The 23,043-nt window shown below is 69.5% G+C and carries 21 protein-coding genes; 12 read left to right on the top strand and 9 right to left on the bottom strand.

The window, feature by feature from the left end; all coding sequences use genetic code 11:
• Nucleotides 1-12: 12 nt before the first annotated feature.
• Nucleotides 13-1,005 carry an aldo/keto reductase gene (locus tag EX88_RS0113845; RefSeq protein ID WP_031372582.1) on the bottom strand — a complete coding sequence of 331 codons (993 nt, stop codon included), beginning with the start codon at nucleotides 1,003-1,005 and terminating at the stop codon, nucleotides 13-15.
• 289 nt (nucleotides 1,006-1,294) lie between these two features.
• Between EX88_RS0113845 and EX88_RS0113840 the strand changes: the two genes are divergently transcribed.
• A complete protein-coding gene (locus EX88_RS0113840) occupies nucleotides 1,295-2,188 on the top strand; it encodes a LysR family transcriptional regulator (protein ID WP_031372581.1) in 894 nt (297 codons plus the stop codon).
• Between the two features lie 111 nt (nucleotides 2,189-2,299).
• Nucleotides 2,300-3,631: an APC family permease gene (locus EX88_RS0113835; RefSeq protein ID WP_081930976.1), complete on the top strand. Its 1,332-nt coding sequence runs from the start codon at nucleotides 2,300-2,302 to the stop codon at nucleotides 3,629-3,631.
• An 11-nt stretch (nucleotides 3,632-3,642) separates the two neighbouring features.
• Here EX88_RS0113835 and EX88_RS24585 read toward each other — a convergent pair whose 3' ends face one another.
• Nucleotides 3,643-5,355, bottom strand: a complete 1,713-nt coding sequence (locus EX88_RS24585; protein WP_051885105.1) for a serine hydrolase domain-containing protein — start codon at nucleotides 5,353-5,355, stop codon at nucleotides 3,643-3,645.
• A gap of 251 nt (nucleotides 5,356-5,606) precedes the next feature.
• On the opposite strand from EX88_RS24585, the gene EX88_RS25345 reads away from it, so the two are divergent.
• From EX88_RS25345 to EX88_RS0113815, 3 genes are read left to right on the top strand one after another with little or no spacing between them, the layout of a single operon-like run.
• Nucleotides 5,607-7,364 carry an MFS transporter gene (locus EX88_RS25345; protein WP_081930973.1) on the top strand — a complete coding sequence of 586 codons (1,758 nt, stop codon included), beginning with the start codon at nucleotides 5,607-5,609 and terminating at the stop codon, nucleotides 7,362-7,364.
• Nucleotides 7,365-7,379: 15 nt separating this feature from the next.
• Nucleotides 7,380-8,594, top strand: coding sequence for an HlyD family secretion protein (locus EX88_RS0113820; RefSeq protein WP_081930971.1), 1,215 nt, complete (start codon nucleotides 7,380-7,382; stop codon nucleotides 8,592-8,594).
• A complete protein-coding gene (locus tag EX88_RS0113815; RefSeq protein ID WP_036148926.1) occupies nucleotides 8,591-9,982 on the top strand; it encodes an efflux transporter outer membrane subunit in 1,392 nt (463 codons plus the stop codon). The genes EX88_RS0113820 and EX88_RS0113815 overlap by 4 nt, the downstream gene beginning before the upstream one ends.
• Before the next feature lie 79 nt (nucleotides 9,983-10,061).
• Here EX88_RS0113815 and EX88_RS0113810 read toward each other — a convergent pair whose 3' ends face one another.
• The 7 genes from EX88_RS0113810 to EX88_RS0113775 all read right to left on the bottom strand — a co-directional run bounded on the left by EX88_RS0113810 (nucleotide 10,062) and on the right by EX88_RS0113775 (nucleotide 16,834).
• On the bottom strand, nucleotides 10,062-10,868 hold the full coding sequence (locus EX88_RS0113810) for an aminoglycoside phosphotransferase family protein (RefSeq protein WP_031372575.1): 807 nt from the start codon (nucleotides 10,866-10,868) through the stop codon (nucleotides 10,062-10,064).
• A gap of 144 nt (nucleotides 10,869-11,012) precedes the next feature.
• Nucleotides 11,013-11,297, bottom strand: coding sequence for a hypothetical protein (locus EX88_RS0113805; protein ID WP_152566266.1), 285 nt, complete (start codon nucleotides 11,295-11,297; stop codon nucleotides 11,013-11,015).
• A 280-nt stretch (nucleotides 11,298-11,577) separates the two neighbouring features.
• Entirely contained in the window at nucleotides 11,578-11,973 is a 396-nt protein-coding gene (locus EX88_RS0113795; protein WP_031372573.1) for an HU family DNA-binding protein, read from the bottom strand.
• Between the two features lie 450 nt (nucleotides 11,974-12,423).
• Nucleotides 12,424-13,512, bottom strand: a complete 1,089-nt coding sequence (gene zapE, locus EX88_RS0113790; RefSeq protein ID WP_031372572.1) for a cell division protein ZapE — start codon at nucleotides 13,510-13,512, stop codon at nucleotides 12,424-12,426.
• Between the two features lie 106 nt (nucleotides 13,513-13,618).
• The gene (locus tag EX88_RS0113785; RefSeq protein WP_031372571.1) at nucleotides 13,619-14,299 is read right to left on the bottom strand and encodes an alpha/beta hydrolase; all 681 of its coding nucleotides are present in this window, start codon (nucleotides 14,297-14,299) and stop codon (nucleotides 13,619-13,621) included.
• Nucleotides 14,300-14,377: 78 nt separating this feature from the next.
• On the bottom strand, nucleotides 14,378-16,150 hold the full coding sequence (locus tag EX88_RS0113780; protein WP_031372570.1) for an ExeM/NucH family extracellular endonuclease: 1,773 nt from the start codon (nucleotides 16,148-16,150) through the stop codon (nucleotides 14,378-14,380).
• Between the two features lie 168 nt (nucleotides 16,151-16,318).
• On the bottom strand, nucleotides 16,319-16,834 hold the full coding sequence (locus EX88_RS0113775; protein ID WP_031372569.1) for a c-type cytochrome: 516 nt from the start codon (nucleotides 16,832-16,834) through the stop codon (nucleotides 16,319-16,321).
• Between the two features lie 421 nt (nucleotides 16,835-17,255).
• Between EX88_RS0113775 and EX88_RS0113770 the strand changes: the two genes are divergently transcribed.
• The 7 genes from EX88_RS0113770 (at nucleotide 17,256) to EX88_RS0113740 (ending at nucleotide 22,902) form a co-directional block, all read left to right on the top strand.
• Nucleotides 17,256-17,672: a YjfI family protein gene (locus EX88_RS0113770; protein ID WP_031372568.1), complete on the top strand. Its 417-nt coding sequence runs from the start codon at nucleotides 17,256-17,258 to the stop codon at nucleotides 17,670-17,672.
• A complete protein-coding gene (locus EX88_RS0113765; RefSeq protein WP_031372567.1) occupies nucleotides 17,669-18,433 on the top strand; it encodes a PspA/IM30 family protein in 765 nt (254 codons plus the stop codon). The genes EX88_RS0113770 and EX88_RS0113765 overlap by 4 nt, the downstream gene beginning before the upstream one ends.
• Before the next feature lie 462 nt (nucleotides 18,434-18,895).
• Nucleotides 18,896-19,945 (top strand): potassium channel family protein, encoded by a 1,050-nt coding sequence (locus EX88_RS0113760; RefSeq protein WP_031372566.1) that lies wholly within the window; start codon nucleotides 18,896-18,898, stop codon nucleotides 19,943-19,945.
• Nucleotides 19,946-19,955: 10 nt separating this feature from the next.
• Entirely contained in the window at nucleotides 19,956-20,618 is a 663-nt protein-coding gene (locus EX88_RS0113755; protein ID WP_031372565.1) for a DUF2491 family protein, read from the top strand.
• 34 nt (nucleotides 20,619-20,652) lie between these two features.
• The gene (locus tag EX88_RS0113750; RefSeq protein ID WP_031372564.1) at nucleotides 20,653-21,060 is read left to right on the top strand and encodes a DUF350 domain-containing protein; all 408 of its coding nucleotides are present in this window, start codon (nucleotides 20,653-20,655) and stop codon (nucleotides 21,058-21,060) included.
• 8 nt (nucleotides 21,061-21,068) lie between these two features.
• Nucleotides 21,069-21,665: a DUF1190 domain-containing protein gene (locus EX88_RS0113745; RefSeq protein ID WP_031372563.1), complete on the top strand. Its 597-nt coding sequence runs from the start codon at nucleotides 21,069-21,071 to the stop codon at nucleotides 21,663-21,665.
• Nucleotides 21,666-21,717: 52 nt separating this feature from the next.
• Nucleotides 21,718-22,902 (top strand): glutathionylspermidine synthase family protein, encoded by a 1,185-nt coding sequence (locus EX88_RS0113740; RefSeq protein ID WP_031372562.1) that lies wholly within the window; start codon nucleotides 21,718-21,720, stop codon nucleotides 22,900-22,902.
• The last annotated feature ends 141 nt before the right edge of the window (nucleotides 22,903-23,043 follow it).

Raw genomic sequence — 23,043 nt, 5'->3', positions numbered from 1 at the left:
AGCCGCTAAACCTCAGCGCCCGATCAGCGCCATGCCGACCGCGGTGTATCGGTCGCCGGCGATCGCGTCCGGGCGGAACACCGTGTCGAGTGCGGCGAGTTCGTCGGGCGACAACATCACCTGCAAGGCGCCCAGGTTGTCTTCCAGGTACTTGCGGCGTTTGGTGCCGGGGATCGGCACGATGTGCTCGCCCTGCGCCAGCACCCAGGCCAGGGCCAGTTGTGCCGGCGTGCAGCCCTTGTTCGTGGCCAATCGCTTCACCTGTTCGGCCAGTTCCAGGTTGCGGACGAAGTTGTCGCCCTGGAAGCGCGGGGTCGACAGGCGGAAATCGTCGCTTTGCAGCTCGCTCGGGCTGGCGATGTTGCCGGTCAGGAAGCCGCGGCCCAGCGGGCTGTAGGGGACGAAGCCGATGCCGAGGCGTTCGCAGGTGGCGAGCACGTCGTTGTGTTCGGGGTCGCGCGTCCACAACGAATATTCGCTCTGCACCGCGGTGATCGGGTGCACGGCATGCGCGCGTTGCAAGGTCTGCGCCGACGGTTCGGACAGGCCGAGGTAGCGCACCTTGCCCTGTTGCACCAGTTCGGCCATCGCGCCGACGGTGTCCTCGATCGGCACCTCGGCGTCGATGCGGTGCTGGTAGTACAGGTCGATATGGTCGGTGCCCAGGCGCTGCAGGCTGCCTTCGATCGAGCTGCGCACGTATTCGGGGCGGCCGTTGATGCCGCGCAGCTCGGGGCGGTCGGGATCGAACACGATGCCGAACTTGGTCGCCAGGAACACCTGCTCGCGGCGGCCGCGCAAGGCTTTGCCGAGCAGGCGCTCGTTGGTGTGCGGGCCGTACATGTCGGCGGTGTCGAGCAGGGTCACGCCGAGTTCGAGGGCGCGGTCGAGGGTGGCGAGCGACTCGCCCTCGTCGGCATCGCCATAGGCGAAGCTCATGCCCATGCAGCCCAGGCCGAGTGCGGAGACGGCCGGGCCGTTGCGGCCGAGGCGGCGGGTCGGGATGGCGGTAGCGTTCATGCGGAGTCCTCTGCGAACGGGGGAGGGGAAAGGCGGAAGCGAACTGGCCGGCGGCGCCGGGCCTTGCAGCACGGCGCGGCAAGGTCGCGACGGACAGGCCGAGCCAATCAGACCGGTCCGATGGGCCCGACCCCGTGTAGGCGATACGGCGTCCTCGTCCCGGGCCGGGTCGGCTGGGGCCAGGAGACAGACGATAGGCCTGGCGGATTACTGAAAAAACAGGAATTATCCGAATGACTCTTGAAGCATTGCTTCATAATAAACGGTGCCCTGTATGGCTTCCCACCCGCTCCCCGCCGTCATCGCCTTCGCCCGCGTGGCCCACCACGAAAGCTTCACTCGCGCCGCGGCCGAGCTGGAGCTGTCGCCGTCGGCGCTGTCGCAAACCGTACGCACCCTGGAGGCCAAGCTCGGCGTGCGTCTGCTCAACCGCACCACTCGCCGGGTCGGCCTGACCGAGCATGGCGCGCGTTTCCTCGAACAGATCGGCCCGGGGCTGGCCCAGATCGAGGCCGCCTTCGACGACCTCAACGCGGTCCGCGACCGCCCGACCGGGCGCCTGCGCATCAACACCGGCCGGGTCGCCGCGCGCCTGCTGCTCGAACCGAACTTGCCGGCGTTCCTCGCCCGTTATCCGCAGATGCAGGTCGAGGTCTTCGCCGACGACACCCTCGCCGACTTGGTCGCGGGCGGTTTCGACGCCGGCATCCGCCTCGGCGAATGCCTGGCCAAGGACATGATCGCGCTGCCGCTCGGAGGCCCGCAGCGGCAGATCGTGGTCGGGTCGCCGGCCTACTTCGAGCAGCGGACGCACCCGCGCACACCCGAGGAATTGGTCGACCACGAATGCCTGCGCCATCGCCTGCCCGGCAGCGGTCGGCTGATGGCCTGGGAGTTCACCCGCGACGGCCGCGAGTACGAGGTCGACGTCGCCGGGCGGCTGATCTACAACGACAGCAGCCTGGCCTTGAACATGGTCCGTGCCGGCTGCGGCCTGATGCAGGCCTTCGAGCCGATGGTGACCGAGGACCTGCGCAGAGGCGGCCTGGTGCAAGTGCTCGACGCTTACACGCCGGCGTTCCCGGGGTTCCATATCTATTACCCGGCGCGCAAGCAGTTGCCGACCAAGCTGCGCGTGTTCGTGGACTTCATGCGCGAGCATTGCTGAGCGGCGATTCGTTCGAGCGTGCGGTCAAGGGCGGGGGCGCGTTCCGGTCGCATCGCGCTCGCCTTTCGCCGCGGCCCGTGCGAGGCTGCGGCGACCCGCTCGGGACTCGCCATGACCGCAGCCATCGCGCCCGCCGCTCCATCGAAAGCATTGCAGGGCGACGCCGCGCTGGTGCGCGCGCTGGGCCCGTTCCAGCTCGGCGCCTCGATCATCAACATCATCGTCGGCGCCGGCATCTTCATGCTGCCGGCGCTGCTGTCCGGGCGCATGGGCGTCAGCGCGCCGCTGGTGTTCGTCGCCGGCGCCATCGCGATCGTGCCGATCGCGCTGTGCTTCTCGGCCATCGGCAGTCGCGCCGCCGCGACCGGCGGGCCCTATACCTACGTCGGTGCGGCGTTCGGGCCGTTCGCGGGTTTTCTTGCCGGCGCCTTGATGTGGATCTGCAACACCGCCTCCAGCGCCGGTGTCGCCGCGGCGTTGGCCGAGCAGGCCGGCAATGCCTGGGCGGTGCTGCGCGAGCCGCTGCCGCGCGGCGCCTTCATCGCCGCGGTCTACGCGGTCCTGTTCGCGCTCAATGCCTTCGGCGTGCGCCTGGGCGCGCGCATGATCGTGCTGCTGGCGACTTTGAAACTTACCCCGCTGTTCCTGCTGGCGACGCTGGGGCTGTACTTCGTCGACTGGCAGCAGGTCGGCTGGAGCGAGGTGCCGTCGTGGAGCGCGCTCGGTTCGTCGATGGTGCTGGTGGTGTTCGCTTACTCCGGCATGGAAACGGCGCTGGTGCCGACCGGCGAAGTGCGCGACCCGTCGCGCCACGTGCCGCGCGCGACCTTGTCGGCGATCGTGGTGGTGGTGTTGCTTTACGTCGGCATCCAGGTGGTCTGCCAGGGCGTGTTGGGCGCGCGGCTCGCTGCGAGCACCGCGCCGATCGCCGATGCCGCCGGCGCGATCTGGTCGCCCGGCCACGGCCTGTTGCTGCTGACCGCCGGCGTGTCTATGACCGGCTTCCTGATGGGCAATCTGTTCGCGTCATCGCGGCTGCTGTTCGCGCTCGGCCGCGACGGCTACCTGCCGCAGGCCTTCGGCCGCGTCGATGCGCGGCACCACGTGCCGCGCGTGGCGTTAGCGGCGCATGCCGGCATCGCCCTGGCGCTGGCGTGGATGGGCAATTTCGAAACCCTGGCGCTGATCTCCGGCGGCGCCATCTGCCTGCTGTTCGCGGCGGTGTCGATCGCCGCCTGGCGCGCCCAGGCCGTCGATCTACGCGGACCCGGCGAACCCTTCGCGATGCCGGGCGGCGCCTGGGTCATGCCCGCGCTGGCGGTGCTGACGATGGCGGCGATCCTGGCGACGATGACGCGCGCGCAATGGGCAGCGATCGCCGCCTCGCTGGCGGTGCTGGTCGCGTTGTACTGCGTGCTGCGGGTGCTGCGTCGGCGCGGCTGAGCGCGCCGCGCCTACAAACGAGAACAGGCTAGATCGCGCACACGGCCGGCATCGAGCGCGACGCCGTCGATGCGGCCGTCGGCGCCGCGATGGAAACGGTAGCTCAACAGCCCCTGGACGAAGCGGTCGCGTTCCAGCGGTTCCAGGGCGACGGCGGGGAAGCGCGGGTCGAGTTGCTGCAGGGCGCCGTCGACGAGTTCGAACTCGTAGTCGCGTCCGAGCTCGTCGCAGCGATAGCGGCCGGCATAGGCCTGCAATTCGTCGGCCGTAGGCGCGGCGACGTCGACGGCGAGGTAATCCCTGCCGCGGTCGCCGGTGGTCACCGTCATCTTGCGTGGCCGGTCGCCAGTGCGCTCATGGAAGCGCAGCGTGGCGACCGAGGGCGCGCTCAGTTCGAACTCGGTGCTGCCCAAGGGCCGCAGGATGAATTCGTCGTCGAAGTGGTGCAGGGCGAGCCGGCCGTCGGCATGGACGATCTTGCGCAGCTCGCCGCTTTCGGCATGGCGATAGACGCCGGTCCACTGTTGCAATTGAGCGGGCGTCAGGTGCGCCGACTTGCGCTGCACCGTGGCACTGTCCTGCGCGAGCGAAGGCGGCAGGCCCAACCACAGGTCGGCGATGCGTTCGGCCCAACGCTGCGGTTGCGCTTCGGCGAAATTGCACAAAGTAGCGACGCTCAGATGCCGCTGCGGGAAACGCAGCAGCTCGGCGCGATACCCGCCCCAGGCGCCGCCATGCCGCACCGTGGCCAGGCCGCGGTACTCGCCCATCTTGAGGCCGAGGCCGTAGTCGATGCGCTTGCCGTCGTCGAGCGCGCCGGCTTGCTGCATCTGCGCGAGCATCGCCGCGGTGCCGACCTTGGGCTCGTAGAAATTGCGGTCCCAGCGCAGCAGGTCGGCGGTGGTGGTGTGCACCGAGCCGTCGCCGACCTGGTCCCAGTGCGGCTGATCGAGCCGGTAGCGTGTCGCGGTGTCGTGCGGCGGCGCGTCCACGGAAGCCTCGGCGCGCGCATAGGCCATCGCGCGACCGGGCACGAGCTCGGCGTGGTCGCGGCGGAAGCGGGTGTCGTGCATGCCGAGCGGGGCGAAGATCCGCTGCTGCGCGAATGCGGGCAGGGATTGCCCGGACACGCGTTCGACGATCTGGCCGGCAAGGAAATAGCCGGAGTTGCTGTACAGATGTTCGCTGCCGGGCGGGAAGTTGAGCGCACGCTGGCGGGTCAACGCGTCCAACGCCTGGGCGTCGGTGGCTCGGTCGTCGAAGGCCGCGCCGCCGAGGATCAGCAGGGCGATGTAATCGCGCAGGCCGCTGGTGTGCTGCAGCAACTGGCGGATGGTGATCCGACGGCCGTAGTCGGGCATCTCCGGCAGATGCTGGCGGATGTCGTCGTCGAGCGAAAGTTTGCCGTACTGGGCCAGTAACAACACGCTGGCGGCGGTGAACTGTTTGGAGGTCGAGCCGATATCGAACACGGTCCGTGCGCCGATCGGCACCCCGAGTTCGAGGCTGGCCATGCCGTAGCCGCGCTGGAACACGGTCGCGTCGTCGCGATACACCGCCACCCCGCAGCCCGGCGTGTCGCGGCGGTTCCATTGCGCGAAGATCGCGTCGGTGGCGGCTTCGAGCGCGCCGCGGTCGGCGGTGTCGGGCGGCGCCGCGTGCGCGGTCGCGAGCGCCAGCAGGGGCAGCGCGAGGGTCGAGGCCAACCATCCGGCAACGCTCATGCGGCGGGTTCCTGGTCGTGTCCCGCGCGAGGCGGCGAGTCCTGTCGAGCGCTGCGCCGGGCGCAGCGGCCCGGCTTGACGGCATGGTCCTCGCGTTGGCGTCCACAGGCTTAGACGCGACGCACACAACGCAGCGGCCACCATGCCGGCATCCGCAGGCCACGCGCTTGATCCTTGACCGCCGGCTGTTGCCTACTAACGGCCTGCATCGCCTTCGTCCGGAACACAGCGGGAGCCGCGCGCCTCGATCCATGGCCAGCACCGCCGCCACCGCCGCGACGCCTTCCGCCTCCGCGCCACCGGCCGGGCCGCCCGCAGCGCCGCTGCCGATGTCGCGCTGGCGCATCGCCGGCTTCGTTTCGATCTCGCTGCTGCTGGGCCTGACCCAGAGCCTGGGCATGAACCTGGTGGCCTCGAACCTGCAACAGGTGCAGGGTGCGCTCGGCGCGACCAGCGCCGAAGCGACCTGGCTGCTGACCGCTTACTTCGCCACCAACATCCCGGCCAGCCTGCTGCTGACCAAGTTCCGCCTGCACTACGGCCTGCGCCTGTTCGCCGACCTGGGCATCGGCCTGTTCGTGGTCGCCGCGGTCGTGCACCTGCTCGCCAACGATCTCGATTCGGCGATCGCCGCGCGCGCGGCGCTGGGCATCGCTGCGGCGCCGTTGAGTTCGCTGACCGTGCTGTACATGGCCGAGGTCTTCGACGGGCCGAAGAAAGTGCTCGGGCTGATGTTCGGCTTCGCCGCGCTGCAGACCGGCGCGCCGCTGTCGCGGATCATCGCCGAACCGCTGCTGCTCAACGCGCAATGGCACGGCATCGTGATCTTCGAACTCGGCCTGGCCCTGGCCTGCCTGGCCGCGATCAACCTGCTGCGGGTCACGCCGGTGCCGCGCCAGCCGATGTTCGACCGCCTCGACATCGCCAGCTTCCCGCTCTACGCCTCGGCCATCGCCCTGCTGTGCGTGGTGCTGACCCAGGGCCGGCTGCGCTGGTGGTTCGACACGCCCTGGCTCGGCGAGTGCCTGGTCGCGGCGGTGCTGTGCGGTGCCTTGTTCGTGGTGATCGAGATGAACCGCTCCAGGCCCATGGTCAACATCCGCTGGCTGTTGCACGGCGGCTACATGGTCAGGCTGGGCCTGGCGATCGTGCTCTCGCGCATGGTGCTGTCGGAGCAATCGGTCGGCGCGGTCGGCCTGCTCAACGTGCTGGGTCTGAACAACGAGCAGATGCATACGCTGTTCTGGCTGGTGTTGGCCGGCACCGTGGCCGGCTTCGTCGTCACCCTGCCGTTCCTGCCGAAGCAGCGTTTCGACATGCTCGGCCTGATCGCGGTCGGCCTGGTCGGCATCTGCGCCTGGTTCGATTCGTACGCGACCAACCTGACCCGGCCGGCGAATTTCTACATCACCCAGACCCTGATCGCGATGGCCGCCTCGATGTTCCTGGCCAGCTCGATCCTGCTCGCCCTGGTGCGGGTGGTCGCCGACGGCGTGCGCAACCTGGTCACCTTCATCGTCTTGTTCAGCACCACCAACGCACTCGGCGGCCTGCTCGGTTCGGCGGTGTTGGGTACCTATCTGAGCCAGCGCCAGACCGCGCATTACCAGCATCTGACCCAGTCGCTGACCCTCGGCGATCCGCAGGTGGTGCTGCGCACCCAACAACTCGGCGGCGCGGTCGCGCGCGTGGTCGGCGACAACGCCGCGCGCGGCAACCAGGCGCTGACCTCGCTGAGCCAGCAGGTCGCGCGTGAGTCCTGGGTGCTGGCCTACAACGACGTGTTCCTGGCCGTGGCCTGGCTCGCGCTCGGTGTGCTGGTCTGGGTGCTGCTGCTGAAGTGGCATCTGTGGCGGCGCGGCCACACCGTGGTGAGCTTCGCTTCGCAGGTGCCGGGTCCGTTCGGTCCGCCGGCCGCGGCGGCGCCCGCAGCCGTCCAGGACGAACGTCGCGACACGCCGGGCGAAGCCGCCGCGCTTCCCGCTTCCTCTCCCGTTCCCGCTACCTGATCCGAAGGACGCCCCATGCCGCTGAAGACGCCCTTCAAATCCAAGGCCACCGTGCCGGTCGTCGCGATCGCCGTCGTCGGCGTGCTGCTGATCCTCTACGCCTGGCGGCTATGGCCGTTCTCGAGCGCGCGCCAGACCACCGAGAACGCCTACGTGCGCGGCAGCGTCACCGTGATCGCGCCCAAGGTCGACGGCTATGTCGCCCAAGTGCGGGTGCAGGATTACATGCAGGTGCGCGCCGGGCAGGTGCTGGTCGAACTCGACGACCGTAACTACCGCCAACGCCTCGACCAGGCGCGCGCCAATCTCGCCGCGCAGCAGGCCAACCTGTCCAACTCGACCCAGGCCCGGCGCGTGCGCGAGGCCGCGGTCGCCAACGTCGAGGCCCAGCTCAAGGCCGCGCAGGCGAACCTCGCCCGCGCCCAGGCCGACATGCGCCGCGCCAGCGCCCTGGTCGGCGACGGCTCGCTGTCGCTGCGCGAACGCGACCAGACCCTGGCGGCGCTGCGCCAGGCCGAGGCCGCACTCGGCCAGGCCCAGGCCGGGCGCCGCTCCGCCGACGAGGACGTACGCTCGGTGATCGTCAACCGCGACGCGCTGACCGCCGCGGTCGCCAACGCCCAGGCCGCGGTGCAGTTGGCCGAGATCGACCTGGCCAACACCCGTATCCACGCGCCGCAGGCCGGCCGGCTCGGCGAGATCGGCGTGCGCCTGGGCCAGTACGTCACCCCCGGCACGCAGTTGATGCAACTGGTGCCGCAGCGGGTCTGGGTGGTCGCCAACTTCAAGGAATCGCAGACCGCGCGCATCCGCGCCGGGCAGGCCGCGAGTTTCCGCGTCGACGCGCTCGACGGCGCGGTGCTGCGCGGCCGGGTCGAGCGTCTGTCGCCGGCGACCGGTTCGGAATTCAGCGTGATCAAGACCGACAACGCCACCGGCAACTTCACCAAGGTCGCGCAGCGGCTGCCGGTGCGGATCGCGATCGACCCGGACCAGCCGATGGCGGCGCGCCTGCGCCCCGGCATGTCGGTCGAGGCGACGGTGGATACGGCGAGCGAGATCGACGAAGACGCCGTGCGTCGCGCCGAACAGGCTGCCGCGGCCAATGCGGCGCGCGATGCCGCGGTGCCGGTGGTCGCGAACCCTGCGCACGGCGCAAGCGAGCGAGGCCCCGATCAGCGCCCGCCCGCCGCGGCCGAGTCGCAAGGCGACCAGGGCACGACCCGATGAGGTCGACCCGCATCGTCTGGCGCATCGCCGCGATCGCCTTGGCGACGTGCACGCTCGCGGCCTGCGTGAGCGTCGCGCCGCCGCCGAGCTTCGCCGAGCCGCCGCCGGCCTGGCGCGATGCGCCGGGCGCCGGTGTCGCCGTGCAACGCGATTGGTGGCGCGGCTACAACGATCCGGTGCTCGGCGAACTGGTCGAACGCGCGCTCGCCGACAACACCGACCTGCGCCTGGCCGCGGCCCGCGTCGCCGAGGCGCGCGCCCTGCTCGATGCGCAAGGCGCGGTGCGATGGCCGACCCTGGATTTCTCGATGAGCGCGCAACGCGCGCGCAGCGTCGGCGCAGCGACCGGCCGCGCCAACCTTTCCAGCGTGACCCAGCCGCAGTTCCAGGCCGCCTACGAGGTCGATCTGTGGGGCCGCCTGGATGCGCTGACCGACGCCGCCCGCGCCAATCTGCTCGCCAACGAAACCGCCGCCGACAGCGTACGGCTCAGCGTCGCCGCGGCGGTGGCCTCGGCCTATCTGGGCTTGCGTGCGAGCGATGCGCGGCTCGAAGTCGCGCAGCGCACGCTGGCCTCGCGCGCCGGCGCGCGTAACGTCGCCCAGCGCCGTTTCGACACCGGCTACAGCTCGCGCCTGGAACTGAGCCAGGCCGAGGCCGAGTACCGCGCCACCGCACAGGTCGTGCCGCAGTTGCGGCTCGCGATCCGACGCCAAGAGGACGCCCTGTCGGTGCTGCTCGGCCGCGCACCCGAAGCGGTGCCGCGCGGGCGCGCGCTGACCGAGATCGCCGCGCCGGCGCTGCCGTCGGCTGGCGTGCCTTCGCAATTGCTGCGGCGCCGTCCCGACATCGCCCAGGGCGAGGCGCAGATCGCCGCGGCCGACGCCAACCTGGCGGCGGCGCGCGCGCAATTGCTGCCGTCGCTGCGTCTCACCGGCACGCTCGGCAGCCTCGAGTCGAGCCTGCTGCATGGCGACCCGATCCGCCTGTGGAGCGTCGGCGGCAGCGTGCTGGCGCCGTTGTTCAACGGCGGCCGCCTGCGCGCGCAAGTGCAGGCCGGCGCCGCGCGCCGCGACCAGGCCGTGCTCGCCTATCGCAAGACCGTGCTGACCGCGTTCGCCGAAGTCGAGGATGCCTTGGCCGCGATCCGTTACCTGCACGAACAGCGCGATCAGGCCGAGCGACAGCGGGCCGCCTTGAGCGAAGCGCTGCGCATCGCCCACAACCGCTACAACGAAGGCTATGCCTCGTACCTGGAAGAGCTCGACGCGCAACGCAACCTGTTCAACGCCGAGTTGACAGTGTTGCAGCTGCAGGGCGAGGCGCTGACCGCCGAGGTCAACCTGTACAAGGCCCTGGGCGGCGGTTGGGAAGGGGGAGAGCGGTGAGGTTGCTGTGTTCCAGTTGATTAGCCGAGCTGGTTTCCCTCTTCCGTTTTACCGGAGAGGGAGTTGATCGCCGCATCCCTCAACCCCGCAACAACTCCGCATGCGCCAGCTCGATCGCGGCGAACTCCTTGTCCGGCGACTCCTCGTCCATCAGATACCAAGCGGCCGACAGGCCGGTGAAGGCGACAATCCATTGCAGTAAGCGGCGGCGCTCCAGGCGTGCAGCTTCAGCGACCAGATCGACACGGCGCAGCAGCCGGCCCGGCGCCAGGGCGGTCTCTTCGTCGGGGTCGGTGAACAGACAGGCGAAATCGAAACCGCGCTCGCCGATCAGGCGTTTGGGATCGATCGCGACCCAGCCGCGCGCGCCGGCGTCGAGCACGTTCTCGTGGTGCAGGTCGCCGTGCAACGGCACGATCTCGCGCGGTTCGGCCAGCAGTTCGCAGGCAGCGCTCCAGGCCAGTGCGAGCGCGCCGCCATGGCTGTTCGCGTACGGTTCGAGTTCGGCGAACCAGGGCTGCAGGCCGAGCAGATGCGGCGGTGGCGGCGCCGCGCGCGGCGCATGCAGGCGCGCGGCGGTCGTGCACAGGATGCGGGTGGCATCGTCGTCGCGGCCGTTGCGGGCCATGTGCTTGAGCGAGCGAGCGCCGCTGGCGCGTTCGAGCAGCAGGGCGTCGTCGTCCCAGGCGAGCACGCGGGCGGCGCCGTCGCCGTCCCACCAACGCATCATCGCCGCGCCGTAGCGCTCTTCGGGTTCGCGCGGAATCTTCAGCATCGCCGGCGTGTCGCGGTAGCGCACCGGCAACAGGTCGCTGCTGTGGGTGTGGATCGGGGCGCCGTCGGGGATCAGGCTCCACTGGGCGAGATGCTGGTCGAAGGGCGTCATGCAGCACGAAGGCGGAGTCGGCGTTCGTATCGATATCGGGATCGCCGCGGTCGATGCAAGCGGCGCCATCGCCGCGCGCGACCGGCGGCGGCGAAACAACAGGAAAGGTAAAGTCGTCGCACGCGGCGACGGCGAGCGCCCGGGCTACTTCGCCTCGTCGGCGGTCTCGACGTCCTGGGCGGCGGCTTCTTCGCGCTCCTTCAGCACCAGCGCCGCTTCGGCGTCGGCGGCGACGCGATGACGCAGCGATTTGCAGCGTTCGATGCCGGCATCGGTAAGGTGCACTTCGTCGCCTTCGCCGGCTTCGGCCAGACCGGATTCGACCAGCCGATCGCGCAAGGCACCGGAATGATTTTCCGGCGCATGCCCTTGGTCGATGCGCTGAAGCACATTAAGCAAAGCCAGCTCTTCCAGGCTGATCGGGTCCACGGTGAGGCTCCACAACGACTGCGCGCACTATGCCACGGACGAGCGCGGCGCAAATGACCGCGTCCTGCCGCGTGCGTGCTGCAAGCTGACGCATTCAGCCCGCGCTGCGGGGCCGCGGGCGGGCCGTATCGGTATGCGATCGCGCGATCCGGTCGCGCCAGGCCCGAGACGGGCGCAAAAAAGCCGGCGCGGAAAGGCGGGCCCAAAAAAGAACGCCGCCCGAGGGCGGCGTCCGGCAGTACGCGATGCGGCGGCCCAGGGCGCGCCGCATCTCGCGGCATCAGGCCGCAGCGTCCTTCAGCTTCTTCAGCGGACGGACCTTGACCTTCACCGTGGCCGGCTTGGCGGCGAACCACTGCTCTTCCTTGGTGAACGGGTTGATGCCCTTGCGCTTCGGCTTGGCCGGCACGTTGACGGCGGTGATCTTCAGAATGCCCGGCAGGGTGAACGCGCCGGCGCCCTTCTTGTTGATCGAGGCGTGGACCGCGCCTTCGAGCGCGCCGAGCACGGAGCGGATGTCCTTGGCGACGACACCGGTGACTTCAGCCAGGTGTGCGACCAGGCCCGACTTGCTCAGCACTTCCTTGATCGGCTTCGGAGCGGCCGTCTTGGCGGCGGACTTCGCAGCGGCCTTCGGAGCGGCCTTCTTCTTTGCAGCGGTTTTTTTCGTAGCCATAGTTTTTTCCGGTAGCACTCGTTGAATGGATGGGTTGCCTGGATAACCCCTCGGCATGGCGGAATGTAGGGCAAGCCCGACGCGCCGCCAAGAGTTTTCGACGCAAATAGTGGCTGTTTTTCAGACGCGCGCCCCGGATGGCCCGTGCCGATGCGACAAAATCCCTTGCGAATGAGGGGTTTTGCGCGTCCCTCGATGTTTCGCGCCGCTCGTCGCTTCGAGCGAAAAGCCCTGCAAAACACGGCTCGAACGGGTTCCTGCGGCATCGCAGCGACGGTTTGCGCGACGCGCGGCGCGAATCTGTGACGCAATCCGGCGCCCTCGTCGCGATGTCGCAATGCGGTTCAGTCGCCGTGCGGTTGCCGGCGCTCCGCGCGCGCGACTTGCGCGGTCGTTGCGACGCCGGCAATGTGCCAGTGCCGGCGCCGCGTTGTGGATAACACCGGCGGCTCAGCCCCGGTGTTCGAGCGCCAGGTATTCGGCCGACTGCATTTCGATCAGGCGCGAGGCGGTGCGCTCGAAGGCGCCGCCGAGGCGGTGGCCGCGGTACAGCCCGGTCGGCGCATCGGCCGCGGTGCAGACCAGGTTGACGTGGCGGTCGTAGAACTCGTCGATCAGGTTGATGAAACGCCGTGCCGGGTCGTCGTTGCGGCCGTCGAACACGGGGATGCCGCCGACCAGCACGGTGTGGCACTCGGTCGCGATCTCGATGTAGTCGCCGGCCGCGCGCGGGCCTTCGCACAGCGCGGCGAAGTCGAACCAGGCGTGGCCGTCGGCCAGCGCGCGCACCGGGATGTCGCGGCCGTCGATGCGCAGCGGCCCGGTTTCGGCGATGCAGGCCGCGGTCAGCTCCTTCCAGCGTCCGCCCAGCCAGGCGTCGGATTCGGCATCGAGCGGGGCGCGGTACACCGGCGAGCGGGTCAGCGCGCGCAGACGGTAGTCCTGCTGGCTGTCGAGCAGCAGCACCTCGCAGTGGCGCTGGATCAGCTCGATGGCGGGCTTGAAGCGCTCGCGCTGCAGGCCATCGGCATACAGGTTAGGCGGCGCGGTGTTGGAAGTCGTCACCAGGGTCACGCCCTCGGCGAACAGGCGGTCGAGCAGGCGCCCGAGCAGCATCGCATCGCCGATGTCGATGACGAAGAACTCGTCCAGCACCAGCACCCGCAGCTGCGAGCGCCATTGCCGGGCGATCTTCGCCAAGGGGTCGCTCTCGCCGGCGTGGGCGCGCAGTTGGGCGTGGACCTCGCGCATGAAGCGGTGGAAATGGGTGCGGCGCTTTTCGTGGATCGGCAGCTGTTCGTAGAACAGGTCGATCAGGAAGGTCTTGCCGCGGCCGACGCCGCCCCACAGGTACAGCCCGCGCACGCCGTCGCGCGGCTTGCCGCGCAGGCGATCGAACAGGCCCTGCGAGGGTGGGGCGAGCACGCCGGCATGGATGCGGTCGAGCTCGCGCAAGGCCGGCCGCTGCGCCGGGTCCTCGCTCCAGTCGCCGCGCGCGACGCCCTCGGCATAGGCCTGGGAAGGGGTCTTGCCGGTCATCGCGAACGCTGCGTCCGATGGTCGCGGCGCGGTGCCATCGGCAACGGCGACGCGCAGCCGGGCCGCTGCCCGAGGTTCAGGGCTAGTGGCAGCATAGACATTCCTCTCAGGACAGGTCCGGGGCGATTTCCGGCGGCAGGTGGGCGCGCACGCCGTGCTTGATCGCACCGCGCAGGTCGATCAGGCGGCGGTGGAAGAAGTGGCCGGTGTCGGGCATGCGCACCAGTTCGGGCGGTTGGCGCAGGCTTTCGATCCAGGCGTAGACGGCGTTGGGATCGACGATCTCGTCGGCTTCGCCCTGGATCACCAGCCAGGGATAACCGCTCGGCGGTGCGATGCGGTCGAAGTCCCAGCGGCCGGCCGGCGGCGCAATCGAGATCAGCAATTTGGGCTGCAACTCATCGGCCATGCGCAGCGAGACATAGGCGCCGAAGCTGAAACCGGCCAGCCACAGCTGTGCGTCCGGGCGCGTCGCACGCACCCAGGCGGCGACCGCGCGCAGGTCCTCGCATTCGCCTTCGCCCTCGTCGAACTCGCCTTCGGAGCCGCCGACGCCGCGGAAATTGAAACGCACCGTGGCCGCGCCGGATTCGCGCAGGGCGCGCGCGGCCATGGTCACGACTTTGTTGTGCATGGTGCCGCCTTCGGTCGGCAGCGGATGGCAAACGATCGCCACGATCGGCCGCGGCGCGGTCTCGGCGGCCTCGACGATCATCTCGATAGCTCCGGCCGGACCCGGCAGGGTCATCGTCGTGGAGGCGTCGCTGGGAAAGGCGGGAATGCTCATCCGCTCATGATACGGGGCGCTGTGAGCGGGGTGTTACGCCTGTGTGTGTGGCGGTATACGGCGGTGTCGGCGCAGGCGTCAGCGCGGCATCAGCTCGAAACCGAGCAGCACCGGATCGTGATCGGAGCTGCGCCACGGACCGGTGCCGCCGGCGCGATAACCGGCGCTCTCGGGTTCGTCGGCGTTGCTGTGCCACTCGGCCGCGCCGCGCAGGCGCGCGGCCAGCGCCGGCGACAGCAAGGCATGGTCGAGGCGGCCGAGTTCGCCCTGGTAGACATAGCTGTACGGTGCCTCGTCCTTGGCCACCGCGAAGGCGTCCTGCCAGCCGGCCGCGTACAACTCGCGCAGCGGTTGCTCCTGTGCATGCGCATTGAGGTCGCCGACGATCATGCTCAGCGCGCTGCCGCTCGCGGTCGGGTCGGTCTTGAGCCAGGCGTCGAGGCGTCGCGCCGATTCGCTGCGCGAAGCGTTCCAGCACGAAGCGCCGTCGCCCTGGTCGCGGTCGGCGCCGGCGGCGTTCTTGCCGCAGCCCTTGGACTTGAAGTGGTTGGCGACGACCACGAAGGTCGGGCCCGGCGTGCGGTCGCGGCCGATCGCGGCGAAGGCCTGGGCCATCGGCACGCGCGCGAGCGGGCCGAACGGTCCTTGTTCCAGCGTTGCGGCGAGACCGCGCGCGGCCACGCGCGCGCCGCGGTAGATCAGGCCGACCCGGATCGCGTCGCTGCCCGGCCCGCGCTGCTGCGCGGCGCAGGGTTGCTTGCACGGCGCGGCATAGCGCCAGTCCTGGGCGCCGCCGTTCGCGGCATCGGCGCGGTCGAGCGCGGCGACGAGTTCGGCCAGGGTCGACTCGGGGCCGTAGCCGTCGTTCTCCAGTTCCATCAACGCCGCGACGTCGGGATCGAGGGCGTGGATGGTGGCGACGAGCTTGGCCAACTGCGCCTGGTATTCGGCCGGGGTGCGTGCGCCGCGCGGGGTCGGAAAGCCTGCGCCGCGGCCGTCGCCGTTGAACAGGTTTTCCAGATTGAAGGCGGAGATGCGCAGGTCGCCGGCGACCTTGGGCGGCTGCGGACGCGGCGCGGCCTGCACGGTCGGCGGCGCGGTCAAGCGCAGGCCGTGGCCGCCGTCGATCGGCACCGCCACACCTTCGACCGCGTCGAGGCGGCTGCCGCTGCGCGCGGCGAACGCGGCCGCGGTCAGGGTGGCGGCGTCGCCGCCGAGCACGAGGCGGCGGCGTTGGTTGTCGGCGGCGATGGCGCGTGCGGCGTCGCTGCCGGGCACGGCGCGTTCGCCGGGTTGCCACATCGGGCCGTCGAAGGAGGCGGTGACGGTGCCGCGTTCGCCGTCGCGTTCGGCTAGGGTCAGCGGCGCGGCGATGCGCACGCGCATGCCTTCGAGGCGGCGCCAATCCGGGGCCTCGGCGATCGCTACCGCGGCCGGCAGGCGCATGGCCTTGCGGCGCGCGAGCGGTTCGATATGTCCGGCCTCGATCGCGGTGAGCCGGCCCTGTTTGGCGAGTGCCCCCTCGTAGACGCGCCCGCTGACCCGCAGCGCTTGTCCGGGCGCCAGTGCGGCGGTCTGGGCGCCGGTGATCCAGATCGCGTCGGAGGTGGCGGCATCGCCGTCGCCTCCGTCCTGCAACAACCAGCCCGGGGCGCCGTCGGCAGCGGGCAGGGCCGCGGTGACGATGCCTTCGACGGTCGCCTCGCGATCGAGCCAGGGGCTGCCCGCGGCCGAGCCCTGGATCTCGCCGATGGCCAGCGCACCGGCGCCGCGTTGCAGATGCGGCGCGCTCGCGCAGGCCGCCAGCAGCAGGCAGGGCGCGAAGGCGAGGGCGGGGCGGAATCGCGTCATGGCGGGCTCGGCGGCGATGGGAACGACCATTATCGGCAGCGCGCCGGCGCGGCGTCGTGTGCCATCGGGCCGCAGCCTTTGCCGGAGTCCTTGCCGAGCCGGCGCGTCGGGCGCGCAAACGCAAACGCCGCCCGAAGGCGGCGTCCGGCGAGCCTGCGCGAGCGCGGCTTACTTGATGTTTTCGAGCATCCAGTCGACGGTCGAGGCGACCTGCTCGTTGGTCAGAGCCGGGTTGCCGCCCTTCGGCGGCATGATGCCGGCGCTGCCGGTGAAGCCTTCGATCGCGTGCTTGTGCAGGGTGTCCTTGCCCTGGGCGATGCGCGCCGACCAGTGCGCCGCGTCCATCGTCGGAGCGCCGCCGGCGCCGGACTTGTGACAGCCCGCGCACAGGCTGTCGAAGATGACCTTGCCGTCCAGGGTGCCGCCGTAGGCGACTTGCGAAGCGGCCTTGGCGGCCGCCGCGGCGACCGCGGCCTGCTGCGAGGCGGCGCCGGTCGCGCCGGCATAGACCGCGCCGACCGGACCGATGCGGTTCTCGGTGCGCTTGGCCGCCCTGGGGTCGACTTCCTGCGGCAACTGGTGGTGGACGAAGTAGGCCGCGATCATCAGGCCGAGAGTCACCAGCATCAGAAAGCCGATCACCATCGAGAATTTCTTCAGGAATTCGAGGTCGTAATTGCGCACGATCCACCTATTGCGTGCCCCCGTTCGGGTGCACTAAAGCCATCGACGTGGCCGCACCGGGGATCGGCGCGGCCGCTGCACGGGACCCGCCGAGACGACCCCGCCGGCCTTCTGCCATCGAATGCAGGGCCGCGGGCCGGGAATGCCGGTCGGGTAGTTCCGCCGGACAGTTTATCTCACTCCGGGCCGCGCGGGCTTGCCGTGCGCCCCAGTAACGTCGTCGGCGCGCCGGCCGGGACCTGTGCGCCTTGCGCCGGTCACCGCTCGCCCCTATAACCTGCACGATCCACGAGCACGGTCACGGACGATGATCGCAGGGCCAGGGACGGGCAGCCGCCCGCCTCCTTCGTCGCCCGCGACCCGGACGCTCCCCGCGCAAGCCTTATCTTCCGCGCCGCCTTTACCTTCAAGGACCGCCCTAATGTCCCGTTGGACCACGCAAGAACTGTTGACCCGACTGGCCGCCTCGTTCGGCGGCGAAAACGTCGAAGAAGTGCCGACCGCCGATGGCGCGATCCAGGTGACCCTGCCCGAAAGCGGCGACCTGGGTGTCACCATCGCCCTGACCGACCGCGAGATCTTCGTCTCCACGCCGCTGGTCGAAGCCGCCCAGGTCGCCGACGCGGCCGGCTTCAACGAGGCCTGCCTGCGCCTGAACCCGGTCAACCCGCTGTCCAACCTCGGTCTGACCACGATCAACGAGCGCGACGTCTACATCGTTTTCGGCGAGATGGCGCCCGATTCCACCGCCGAGCAGATCGAACTCGAAATCCGCACCCTGGCCGACAACGCGATCGACGCGGTGGAAGCCCTCAAGTCCTTTCTGGTGACCGCATGAGCCTGCTGCAGAAAATCCTGACCCTGTTCCGCGGCACCGCCCACGAGGCCGGTCAGGCCGTGGTCGACGCCAACGCGCTGAAGATCCTCGACCAGGAGATCCGCGACGCCGGCAACGAGCTGATCCGCTCGAAGGAAGAGCTGACCAAGGTCATGGCCCAGCGCCAGCTGCAGGCCAACCGCAGCAAGGACCGCTTCGCCAAGAAGGCCGAGTACGAGACCTACATCGCCGGCGCCCTGCGCAAGGGCGACGAAGCGCTGGCGCGCGAAGTCGCCGAGCGCCTGGCCACCGTCGAGACCGACCTCCGGAACGACGAGCAGGCCATCGCCAGCTACGACGCCAGCATCACCCAGCTCAAGACCGCGATCACCGCGACCGAGCGCAAGCTGGCGCGGGTCAAGCAGCAGGTCGACACGGTCAAGGCCACCGAGGCCGTGCAGCGCGCCCAGACCGCGGTCGCCGCGCGCCACTCCGGCGCCACCGGCAAGGTCACCACCGCGCTGGATTCGCTGGAACGCATCCAGACCCGCCAGGCCGAACGCGGCGCCCGCCTGCAGGCGGCGGCGCAGCTCGAAGCCGAAAGCGGCGACGGCGATCTCAACGCCAAGCTGGCCAACGCCGGCCTGCTGCCGGAATCGGCCAGCGTCGACAACATCCTCGAGCGCTTCCGCGAGAAGCCGGTGCAGCAGCTCAGCCACGAGCCGCTGTCGCTGCCGGCGGTGGAAGTGAAGGACGCCGAGCACGTCGAGCGGAAGAACTGAGCAGGCGCTGCCGCTGCCGGGCATCGCTCGGCGGCGGTCGTTCTGGGTTCGGCGGCCGCTTGGCCATCACGCCATTCGACCGCGATAGGGTGGTGGGCGATGCTCCCGTTTTTGCTCGTCATCCCCGCTTAGCGATGATTCGAGACTCTGTCGCGACAGGGCGGTCGATCTGTCGACCGCTCTGTTTTGCTCGTCATCCCCGCGCAGGCGGGGGTGAATGGATGTCGCTTGCGAGCCACTGGCTCGCGCATCCATGAACGCCAGGGCGTTGTGCGCCCTGGCCGGGCGGTAGAGATTTCAGGGGCTCTCGCACGAAAATCCGGTGGATCCTCCCGCCTTGGCGGGGAGTGACGGTTTGAATGCAGTCGGTTTCGGATCGTCATCCGCGCCTGGATGGGATGACGGCGTTAATGACACCATGCGGCACCCGGCGCCTCCCACACACGGACGTAACCCGCTGACATGATCGTAATCGGCAAGTTCTACCGCCTCATGCGCGGCCATCTGCGCCGCATCAGCTGGGGCGTGGTCGCGGCCGCGCTGGTCCTGCACATGACCGGCACCTGGCTGCTGCTGTCCTGGGCCGGCGAAGACAAGCTGCTGGGCTGGGACGCGTTCGTCTACTACTACATGACCACGGCCAGCACCATCGGCTACGGCGATCTGTCGCCGGGCAGCGCGGCCGGGCGCTACGTCGTCGCCCTGTTCGTGATGCCGGGCGCGGTCGCCCTGTTCGCCTCAGTGCTGGCCAAGACCAGCGCGAGCCTGCTGCATTTCTGGAAGCGCCATCAGGTGGGCAAGATGAGTTACGAGGACATGCAGGGCCATACCGTGCTGATCGGCTGGCACGGACGCGAGTCGGTGCGGCTGGTGCAGTTGTTGCTGGCCGACACCCACACCGACGACGAAGGCATCGTCCTGGTCGCCGAAGGGCTGGCCGAGAACCCGTTGCCGGACCAGATCCGCTTCGTCTCCGCCGCCTCCTATGCCGATTGTGGCGAATACGCCCGCGCCGCGATCGGCGGCGCCGCGCGCGTGATCGTCCATGCCGACAACGACGATCGCTCGCTGGCGGCGGTGTTCGCGGTGATGGCGCATCGCCCGGTTGCGCACGTGGTCGCCCACTTCGAGTCGGCCGCGGTCGCCGACCTGGTGCGCAGCCATTACCCGCACGTCGAATGCACGCGGCCCTTGCACGTCGACGTGATCGCGCGCGCCGTGCAGGACGCCGGCAGCTCGCTGGTCGCCGGCGAATGGCTGTCGAGCGGCGGCCCGACCCAATTCAGTTTGCCGGTGCCCGCCGACGCGCAGCCGCTGCTCGCCGGCAAACTCGCCGGCGCGTTCCGCAGCCAGTCGGCGCTGTGGATCGGCTTCCGCGACGGCCGCAGCGCGGCGCCGGTACTGAATCCGGCCGATCATGTCGAGATCGCGCCGGGCAGCGTGTTGTATTACCTTGCCGACGCACGCATCGACAGCCGCCGCGTGCCGTGGGCCTCGCTGGCGGTCACCTGAGAGAACGCAGATGGGTTGGTTGGACGGATTATTCGGCGGCAAGAAAACGCCCGCTTCGGCGCCGGCGCCGTTCGCGCACGAGCTGCCGCTGGGCCTGCGCATCAACGGCCGGGTCGCCTTCGACACGATGATGTTCCGCGCCCATCCGCAGGCGTGGAGCGTGCAGCTGCCCGAAGGCCACCAGGGCATTCCTTGCTACGGCCATATCGACCTGGGCGGCGGCCACGACCTGCACCGCTTCTATCTCGACGAAGACGGCTATCTGCAGATCAGCACCGCGAGCGTCCAGATCGAGGGCATCAAGGCCTTCGTGTTCCTCGAAACGGTGAACCCGGCCAGCCAGGCCGAGTTCAAGCGCTTCATCGCCGAGCACCGCCATCTGGGCGCGGCGCAGATCGAGTACGCCGGCCGCACCTGGTACCGCGAGTTCGGCAACGAAGGCGCGGCCGAGAAAGTGCCTCCGGTGGTCTACGACGAGGTGCTGTACCGCCACGACCCGCCGCGCAAGGACGACGACCTCACCCATTACGCCATGCTGTACCGGCGCGACGTGGTCGAGCTGGACCGCGAGGAATTCCTCCTCGTCACCGCCGAAGACTACGGCCCCAACGAGTTCTGCGTGACCTATGCGATCGGCCTGGACCTGACCACCGCCGATCTCGACATCACCTGAGCCCGCCACCTCACCGCACGCCGCAAGGATCCCCATGGACGCCCCGATCACCGCTCACAGTTTCCTCAACTTCCTCGCTTACGCCGGCATCGGCATCGGCGTGCTGATCGCCGCGGCCGTGGCCGTGCTGCTGATCACCCCGCACCGCGAGCTGAGCCTGATCCGCGAAGGCAACACCGCCGCCGCGACCGCGTTCTCCGGCACCCTGATCGGCCTGGCCTTGCCGCTGCATTCGGCGATCTCCAACTCGGTCAGCCTGATCGACGCGGCGATCTGGGGCGCGGTGTCGGTGATCGTGCAGTTGTTCGCGTTCCTGCTGGCGCGCCTGGTCGCGCCCAAGCTGTCGCAGCAGATCACCCTTAACCAGACCGCCGCCGGCATCTTCTCGGCCGGCGTGTCGATCAGCGTCGGCCTGATCAACGCCGCCGCCATGACGCCGTGAGCGCCGCCATGACGCCCTCTACGAGCAAGCGATCGCGCAACCTCAAGCTGGTGTTGATGGCCGCGGCGGTGCCGGCGCTGCTGACCGGCTGCGAGGACGAACCCAGCGGCAAGGTCCTGACCTCGCTGGAAGAGTGCAAGGTGCAGACCGAGATCGCGCCGGCGGAATGCGAGGCGGCCTATTACAAGGCCCTGGTCGAGCACGAAAAGCTGGCGCCGCGCTTCGAGAGCGAGCGCGAGTGCAACGAACAGTTCGGTGCCTGCCAGTCGGCGCCGGCCAACCCGACCGGTGGCAGCCACAGCTACATGCCGTCGATGTCGGGTTTCCTGATCGGCTACGCCCTGTCGCAGGCGATGCAGCCGCGCGGTTACTACGGCATCGGCGGGGTCTCGCCGTTGTACCGCGACTACCGCAGCGGCGGCTATCTGCGCCCCGGCGGCGAACGCGTCAGCAGCAACAGCGGCACCGTCTACGGCAAGTACGGCAACACCGCCTTGCCGACGCGCGCGGTCACCGTCTCGCGTTCGGGCTTCGGTTCCAGCGCCGCGGCGCGCGGCGGCTTCGGCGGCAGCAGCAGTCGCGGTGGCGGCGGCCGCGGCGGTTGAAGCCGGTCTCCAGCGCCCCCATCGATACGCAACCCGGCGGACTGCAGTCAGCATGAAACGCATCGCGGTAACGCCGCGCCCCGACTGGCGCGATCAGGCCCAGTCGCTGGGCTTCCATTTCCACACCATCGACGGCGCGCCGTACTGGGACGAGTCGGCGTACTACGCCTTCAGCCTGAAGCAGATCGAGGACGACCTCGAACAGCCGACCCAGGAACTGCACGACATGGCGATGGCCCTGGTCGACGAGGTCGCCGGGTCCGAGGAATTGCTCGCCCGCTTGGCGATCCCGCCGGCGTACTGGGACTGGATCGCCGATTCCTGGCGCCGTCGCGAGCCGCATCTGTACGGGCGCATGGACCTGGCCTACGACGGCACCGGCCCGGCCAAGCTCTACGAACTCAATTACGACACCCCGACTTCGCTGTACGAGGCGGCCTACTTCCAGTGGCTGTGGCTGGAGCAGAGCGTCGAACGCGGCGTGTTGGGGCCGAAGGCAGATCAATACAACCGCATCCAGGAGCTGTTGATCGAGACCTTCGCGACCCTGGCGCGCGAGCAGCGCATCGCCACGCCGGTGCATTTCGCCGCGGTCGAAGGCTCGGCCGAGGACCAGGGCACGGTGCGCTACCTGCGCGACTGCGCCGAGCAGGCCGGCGTGGAAACGCTGGAACTCAGTATCGAAGGTATCGGCATCAGCGCCGAGGGTTGGTTCACCGACGGCGACGACCGGGTCATCCGCACCCTGTTCAAGCTGTATCCGCTGGAATGGATGTTCGTCGAGGAATACGGCTCCAAGCTCGCCGCCTCGCAGATGCAGCTGATCGAGCCGGCCTGGAAGGCGATCCTCAGCAACAAGGGCGTGCTGCCGCTGTTGTGGCAGCGCCATCGCGGCCACCCGAACCTGCTCGAAGCGCATTTCGACGAGACCCCGGCGATCGCCTTGCCGCCGGGCTGGGTACGCAAGCCGCTGTTCTCGCGCGAAGGCGCCAACATCGAGCTGGTCACCGCCACCGGCGAACGCCTCAGTAGCGACGGCCCGTATAGCGATGCACCGACGATACGCCAGGCCCATCATGCGCTGCCGCGTTTCGACGATGCGGCCGGCGCCGCCAACTACCCGCTGATCGGCAGTTGGGTCGTCGCCGACCAAGCCGCCGGCATCGGTCTGCGCGAAGACGCCGGCCCGATCACCCAGGACAGCTCGCGCTTCGTGCCGCACGCGATCGTCGACTGAAGCGAGCGGCAACGAGCCTCGATGCCCGTTGCCGTTGCCGGAATGTTTTGCTGTTGCCGTGCGTAGCCGAGCGCTCGCGAAGGCCATCGAAGACCCGGAGGGCGGCCTGCATGGATGCAGGCCGTTTTTCATCGGGACAGG

Source organism: Lysobacter antibioticus (assembly GCF_000731095.1).
Taxonomy (GTDB): domain Bacteria; phylum Pseudomonadota; class Gammaproteobacteria; order Xanthomonadales; family Xanthomonadaceae; genus Lysobacter; species Lysobacter antibioticus_B.
This window is presented reverse-complemented; position numbering and strand designations above follow the sequence as displayed.

Excerpts from the sequence above, each read along its gene's own strand:
- EX88_RS0113785 (WP_031372571.1), bottom strand. The coding sequence starts at position 14,299 with ATGAGCATTCCCGCCTTTCCCAGCGACGCCTCCACGACGATGACCCTG.
- EX88_RS0113740 (WP_031372562.1), top strand. The coding sequence starts at position 21,718 with ATGAAACGCATCGCGGTAACGCCGCGCCCCGACTGGCGCGATCAGGCC.
- EX88_RS0113795 (WP_031372573.1), bottom strand. The coding sequence starts at position 11,973 with ATGGCTACGAAAAAAACCGCTGCAAAGAAGAAGGCCGCTCCGAAGGCC.
- EX88_RS25345 (WP_081930973.1), top strand. The coding sequence starts at position 5,607 with ATGGCCAGCACCGCCGCCACCGCCGCGACGCCTTCCGCCTCCGCGCCA.
- EX88_RS0113755 (WP_031372565.1), top strand. The coding sequence starts at position 19,956 with ATGGGTTGGTTGGACGGATTATTCGGCGGCAAGAAAACGCCCGCTTCG.
- zapE (WP_031372572.1), bottom strand. The coding sequence starts at position 13,512 with ATGACCGGCAAGACCCCTTCCCAGGCCTATGCCGAGGGCGTCGCGCGC.
- EX88_RS0113840 (WP_031372581.1), top strand. The coding sequence starts at position 1,295 with ATGGCTTCCCACCCGCTCCCCGCCGTCATCGCCTTCGCCCGCGTGGCC.
- EX88_RS0113810 (WP_031372575.1), bottom strand. The coding sequence starts at position 10,868 with ATGACGCCCTTCGACCAGCATCTCGCCCAGTGGAGCCTGATCCCCGAC.
- EX88_RS0113815 (WP_036148926.1), top strand. The coding sequence starts at position 8,591 with ATGAGGTCGACCCGCATCGTCTGGCGCATCGCCGCGATCGCCTTGGCG.
- EX88_RS0113835 (WP_081930976.1), top strand. The coding sequence starts at position 2,300 with ATGACCGCAGCCATCGCGCCCGCCGCTCCATCGAAAGCATTGCAGGGC.
- EX88_RS0113750 (WP_031372564.1), top strand. The coding sequence starts at position 20,653 with ATGGACGCCCCGATCACCGCTCACAGTTTCCTCAACTTCCTCGCTTAC.
- EX88_RS0113745 (WP_031372563.1), top strand. The coding sequence starts at position 21,069 with ATGACGCCCTCTACGAGCAAGCGATCGCGCAACCTCAAGCTGGTGTTG.
- EX88_RS0113770 (WP_031372568.1), top strand. The coding sequence starts at position 17,256 with ATGTCCCGTTGGACCACGCAAGAACTGTTGACCCGACTGGCCGCCTCG.
- EX88_RS0113820 (WP_081930971.1), top strand. The coding sequence starts at position 7,380 with ATGCCGCTGAAGACGCCCTTCAAATCCAAGGCCACCGTGCCGGTCGTC.
- EX88_RS0113765 (WP_031372567.1), top strand. The coding sequence starts at position 17,669 with ATGAGCCTGCTGCAGAAAATCCTGACCCTGTTCCGCGGCACCGCCCAC.
- EX88_RS24585 (WP_051885105.1), bottom strand. The coding sequence starts at position 5,355 with ATGAGCGTTGCCGGATGGTTGGCCTCGACCCTCGCGCTGCCCCTGCTG.
- EX88_RS0113780 (WP_031372570.1), bottom strand. The coding sequence starts at position 16,150 with ATGACGCGATTCCGCCCCGCCCTCGCCTTCGCGCCCTGCCTGCTGCTG.
- EX88_RS0113760 (WP_031372566.1), top strand. The coding sequence starts at position 18,896 with ATGATCGTAATCGGCAAGTTCTACCGCCTCATGCGCGGCCATCTGCGC.